Source organism: Streptococcus sp. SN3 (assembly GCF_030439905.1).
Window position 1 is genome coordinate 1 of sequence record NZ_JAQFJF010000016.1, and the last position, 5,044, is coordinate 5,044.

A 5,044-nucleotide genomic window follows, 5' to 3' on the forward strand; every position below is an offset into this window, starting at 1 on the left:
AAGTTAACGGCCAGACTCAGGATATAGGACTGGATGGTCTCTGACTTCCCAGATCCGGTTGTCCCGGCAATCAGCCCGTGCGGCCCGTGAGCCTTTTCATGCAGGTTGAGGTAGACCAAGTCTTCTTCCCCCCACAGGCCGATAGGCACCGCCAAGCTCTTATACGGCGCATTCTGTTGCCACTTTTGCAAGACTTGCAGGTCCGAGAAGGTCTCCGCCCCATACATCTCCATAAAGGTCACGGTATCAGGGATCGAGCTTTTGAGATTCTGCAGGTGATTGAGCGGCGCCAAGGTCCGAGCAATTCGCTCCTTGTCATAGCCTTCTGGGAAATGATCCAAGCGGAAGTCAATTTCTCTGAGGATTCCTTCTTCCATGACCAACTGCCCAGTGTTGCGGTCCTTGATATTGACAACCGTCTTGATATTCTCAGACAGCGAGCTCATCACATCCTGTACGAAAATTAGTGAGCAGCCTAGGTCAGTCATTTTATTTTTTTGGAAATAGCAGAGCAGATAAAGGATTCAAAAAATATAGAGTTTTCAAAGTACTAAAAGGAAAATGTCCTTGTTCCATTATACCATACGAGAGATAGGACGGGGAAGGGAAGGGAAAGAAATGAACGAGACAGGATAGTCGGAAACTAAGTCATAAACGATTTTATCGTCCAACTTTTCGCATGCACTTGACCAATAGAGAGATTCTGAAAAAGCTACTTTCTTACTCTCAAGAACTCCGAGAACACTATGAAATCTATCAACTCTTGCTTTTTCATTTTCAAGAGAAACAAGCTGATCATTTCTTTGGTCTCATTGAAGATACTATTTCTTGTGTAAATCCTATCTTTCAAGCTGTTTTTAAGACCTTTATGAAAGATAAGGACAAGATCTTGAACGCGCTGGAACTGCCCTACTCAAATGCAAAACTAGAAGCTACTAACAACCTCATCAAAGTCATCAAGCGCAACGCTTTCGGAACTTTGACAACTTTAAAACTAGAATCATCATCGCTTTGAATATCAAAAAGGAGAGGACTTTTTGGGAACCCACTACAGTTGACAAAGAGCCAAGAAAACCACCTGAATTGATAATTCAGGTGGTCAATGAAATTATGGAAGTTTATAGTCTTCTTTCATTTGTTTTGATACATTATACTGCTTTTTCTGTGCAGGAGTCAGCCTAGCTTGTGGATTAGAATAAGTAAACATCGAAGTCTCAGTAGCAATTCCTGTAGCTAAGTCGTTATCCATTTGCAAAAAATAATAAGCTACTTGATTTAAATATACATCCAGAGAATCTACTGTGTTTACTAAATTAGCACTCATTTTGTTAAGGGTGTCCTCTGCTCCCTGCATAGATTCTGTTGCAGAGGATTGGATTAGCCCTGTAATTTCTCCCTCAAATCTTTTATTCATCTCCTGCATACTAGTTTTGAAGGCTGTTAGCTTTTCAGCATCTATCTCTTTACGACTCATCTATATATCCTTTCTATTCTCAGTAAAAATATTGTTGGATAGAGTTTACATTCTATATTTAGGAATCCCTTCCTCTTTTTTATGATAATATTTAATAAACTCTTCTTGGCTGTTGACAATATGCTCTTGCCCATCTATTGAGCTTTCTGCGGGTATTGTTACATTTTCGAATAAATTGGTCCCTTTTTTATACAGCAGCTGATAAATCGGCATGTTGTTTTCGATACTTGGCTTATCAGCCAGGACTACAATTGAGCCATTGTTATCTTCTACAAGCTTTGCTGCATCAGGATACTTTTGACGGATAAGGGCATCTTTATCCAACTTCCCGCCTGCAGAAACACCAGTTTCCCAATTAAGCATGAAGTAGTCTTTAGATTCGGGCAGTAAATTATAAAAATTTGTTGCAGTAGCATATTGCTCATAATCTTGTTCCTTACCTAATTCTACAATCTTTCCTTTTTCTAGGTCAATCGACTTTGTGACAAGAGAACCATCTTTGGCATTTTTTAAATGAATGTCCAATAACTCTCGCCCCTCACTGATATAGATTATAGAGGCAATTCTTGTAGGAATATAGTCTGAATCGTAATCTCGAGTCATTTTAAAAACATCGTATTCTTTGGAAGGAAAGCCTTTCTCTTTTATATCATAGACTGCAATCTTCCAATACTCGTCTTCAAGAGGTTCATTTCTTAGGGGAGTTAACGTGAGCAATTTATTATACTCTTGTACAATCTTCGTTTGCCCAACAACAGGGGCTCCCAAAGTAACAGATGTAGAATTCTCTGTAATCCAATAGTCAAGCAGATTATCATAATCCCACTTAATCACCAAGGCTTTCCCGTTCTCAATATATTTATAATCTGCAATTTTTCGCTTTAATAAGAAAGTAGAATATGGTTTTATATATCTGTTTTCATAGTATTTGTAAGCTAGATAAGGTGAGACCAAAAGAACTGCAACAAATGCGATAATAAATGCAGCCTTTTTCGAAATTTTCATTATTGAGCCTCCCGATATTTATTATTTGCTAAGTAGTTATCTACAAATCCTTCCCTCCCTTTCGGAAGCTTGTCAAGGGCATTGACAAGCCCGCGGAGTTGATTTTCATCCATCTTTTCAATGGTCAGACTAGACTGTCCTTTTAGATATTCCTGAACTTCTGGACTTGTTGTCTTATCTATAAGTTTCATATATTCTTCCATACTTGTATTTGTAATCCCTGATTCGAAATATTGCTTAACGCCATACTGATTTAAATATTCCTCTCGAAGATAGGCATCATAATCATAGTAATTACTTATATCTATTTTTAATACTTTAGGAGTATTTGTAGGAACATCTCCCTTCCAAACATCATACTTCGGAACATTTTCTTGAATCAATGAGATTCCGCCCTTACCTGTAAGCCTGTTAATAACTTTCATGCGTGCTTCTAGAATTTCTTTATTTTGTCCACTTAAGTTATCTTCATGTTTTTTCCATGCAGCTAGTAATCTACCTGTACCAGTAGTAAATTCTTTCACAGGTATTTCTTTACCTCCTATTTTAATTTTTTCAGGAACAGCACTTCCCACAGTAGCAGCTCCCCCACTCAGATCAATGGAAGAATCCACTGAGTTTAGGATAGCTTTAAAGGCTCCTAAGGCCACTTTTGTTGGTTTTCCTCCAGGGACGAAATCAGCTGCTGCATTCAATATATTCAAGAAATTATGCATCCCTTCTTTTTCTTTCTTCTCTACACTATCTCCTAACCCCTTAACTGCTTCCGAAAGAGCTTCGTCACTAACTGTTTGTGAAATACTGCTACTATAACGTTTCGTTTTTAGAACTCCATCTTGATTTTCTGTTACTTCAAATTGAATAACATCATTTTCTTTCCCTAAATCTAGAATTTTAAAGCCATATTCCGTATGATGAGTATACATTGTACTACTACTATAATTGCTAGATGTGCTAGTACCTATATTTAATTCCTCCACAGACTGAAGTAAGCCATTAAATTTATTGATTGCATTCAACCTTTTCTTCAGCGCAAGCATTTCTGGACTGTTTTCATCATATTTAGCCTCTTTCAGACCTGCTTGAACGGCTATCAAATTTTTAGCATACCCTTTATTAACTTCTTTTAGATTTTTTATATGAGCCTTAGTGGTTTCAACATCTAGTTTCCCAAATGAATCAAAATAACGTTCAATTTTATCTTTATCATTCTCCTCTACAGCAGATGAAATCTCCATAGAAATAATCAAGTAACCACTTTGACTAATTGTTTTTGGATCGATTTTACCTGTTTTTTCTAAATTACCTTCCCAAGCTGCAAGCATGATTTCGGCATCTGCTTCATTTTGAATAAAATCCAAGTAATCAAGTTTTTCAACCGTTACAGCTTTATTTTTCATAATATTATTGTAAGTTCTTTCTGGACCTGCTGATATAATAGCTTGAGCATTTTTTATCACACCAGCCAAGTCTTCGAAGGCTGCCTTACCTGTCTCAGCTATTGTCTTTAAAGCATCATCCGCATCTGAAATGCCTTGATGAGTAGTGTTACGAGCATTAACTTCATCATTAATGAAACCCTGGGCTCTCTCATCATATCCTGTGAAATCAACGGTCCCAAAACCTAATGCCTCTTGTGCTTCTTCCATCAAAGATTTTAAGCCATTTTTCTTGGCAATCATCTCTTCATACTGAGGGCCTTTTAGTGTATTAACAATACCGTCAATAGCACCTTTATCAGTATAGGCAAATTTGCCAAACCCTAGGCCTTGGACAGTATGACCAAATTCTGAAACTCCTTCTCCATAAGCTTTTAAAGCTTCTGGGGCTTGTTGAAAGACTTGATCCTGCAAAATATTTAACTTACCAAAAAAGGCTTTAATCACCTCTCCTCTTTGGCCTCCTACACGATCCGTAAACGAGCGCTGCGTTTGTGCAGCTGCCGCTGTCAGTGCGGCTGAAAAGCTCGTAATTGATTCCCCATAGCTTTGAATACCGCCCAAATTGTGCGCTTTAACACTATAACTCATCTGTCGTCACCTTCTCTATTCTATTTTGTCTTAAACGTTGGCGTTTTAAGTAAGCTATTTAAGCTATTATTTTGATATTCTTCCCATTCACTAGCCACAGCTGCCGAAATCTGAGATCCTAAAGAGGCGATTTCAAGCTTCAATAATTCCACCATCGTATCACGTTTTGTATCCAATAAAGTAGATAAAGTTTTGATATCAGTTTGTTCCTGTTTTCGCTCTTCATCGTACTTATCTCCAGCAACACTACCTAGAGCACCATTAATGCTAAAGGTCATACTTCCAATCGCGCCTATTGAACCATTCAATGCATTGGTTACTTGCTTATCATCAATATTGCAAGAATATCCTTCTAACCTACTCTTGATGGCCTCTAACCGTGCTTTTTTGGCTTTCAAACCTGCTGACGCTCCAAAAGGATTACCAGGAAAAGTCATAGGGGTATATAAATAATTAAAACCGTTCATTTTGTTTCCTCTCTATTTTATAATTTAGTTTAAATAAATGTTGTTATTTCATCAAAACTTTAATCTTG

Annotated in this window: 4 protein-coding genes and 2 pseudogenes; 1 reads left to right on the forward strand and 5 read right to left on the reverse strand. The window is 37.6% G+C overall.

Annotation, left to right across the window (positions count from 1 at the left end):
• Positions 1-485, reverse strand: a pseudogene (locus PCY71_RS14760) (FtsK/SpoIIIE domain-containing protein); the annotation flags it as partial.
• Between the two features lie 140 nt (positions 486-625).
• Here PCY71_RS14760 and PCY71_RS14765 point away from each other — a divergent pair.
• Positions 626-1,035, forward strand: a pseudogene (locus PCY71_RS14765) (transposase); the annotation flags it as partial.
• 73 nt (positions 1,036-1,108) lie between these two features.
• Here PCY71_RS14765 and PCY71_RS14770 read toward each other — a convergent pair.
• Genes PCY71_RS14770 through PCY71_RS14785 form a run of 4 tightly spaced genes read right to left on the reverse strand, consistent with a single transcriptional unit; the run spans position 1,109 to position 4,976 of the window.
• A complete protein-coding gene (locus PCY71_RS14770) occupies positions 1,109-1,474 on the reverse strand; it encodes a hypothetical protein (RefSeq protein ID WP_004190317.1) in 366 nt (121 codons plus the stop codon).
• Positions 1,475-1,519: 45 nt separating this feature from the next.
• Complete coding sequence (locus PCY71_RS14775; RefSeq protein ID WP_004190318.1) at positions 1,520-2,479, reverse strand: hypothetical protein; 960 nt, start codon at positions 2,477-2,479, stop codon at positions 1,520-1,522.
• On the reverse strand, positions 2,479-4,509 hold the full coding sequence (locus PCY71_RS14780; protein ID WP_004190321.1) for a hypothetical protein: 2,031 nt from the start codon (positions 4,507-4,509) through the stop codon (positions 2,479-2,481). Before PCY71_RS14780 ends, PCY71_RS14775 begins: the two co-directional genes overlap by 1 nt.
• A 20-nt stretch (positions 4,510-4,529) precedes the next feature.
• A complete protein-coding gene (locus tag PCY71_RS14785) occupies positions 4,530-4,976 on the reverse strand; it encodes a hypothetical protein (protein ID WP_268697962.1) in 447 nt (148 codons plus the stop codon).
• Positions 4,977-5,044 lie beyond the last annotated feature (68 nt).

Coding starts and splice junctions, on each gene's coding strand:
- PCY71_RS14770 (WP_004190317.1), bottom strand. CDS start 1,474: ATGAGTCGTAAAGAGATAGATGCTGAAAAGCTAACAGCCTTCAAAACT.
- PCY71_RS14775 (WP_004190318.1), bottom strand. CDS start 2,479: ATGAAAATTTCGAAAAAGGCTGCATTTATTATCGCATTTGTTGCAGTT.
- PCY71_RS14780 (WP_004190321.1), bottom strand. CDS start 4,509: ATGAGTTATAGTGTTAAAGCGCACAATTTGGGCGGTATTCAAAGCTAT.
- PCY71_RS14785 (WP_268697962.1), bottom strand. CDS start 4,976: ATGAACGGTTTTAATTATTTATATACCCCTATGACTTTTCCTGGTAAT.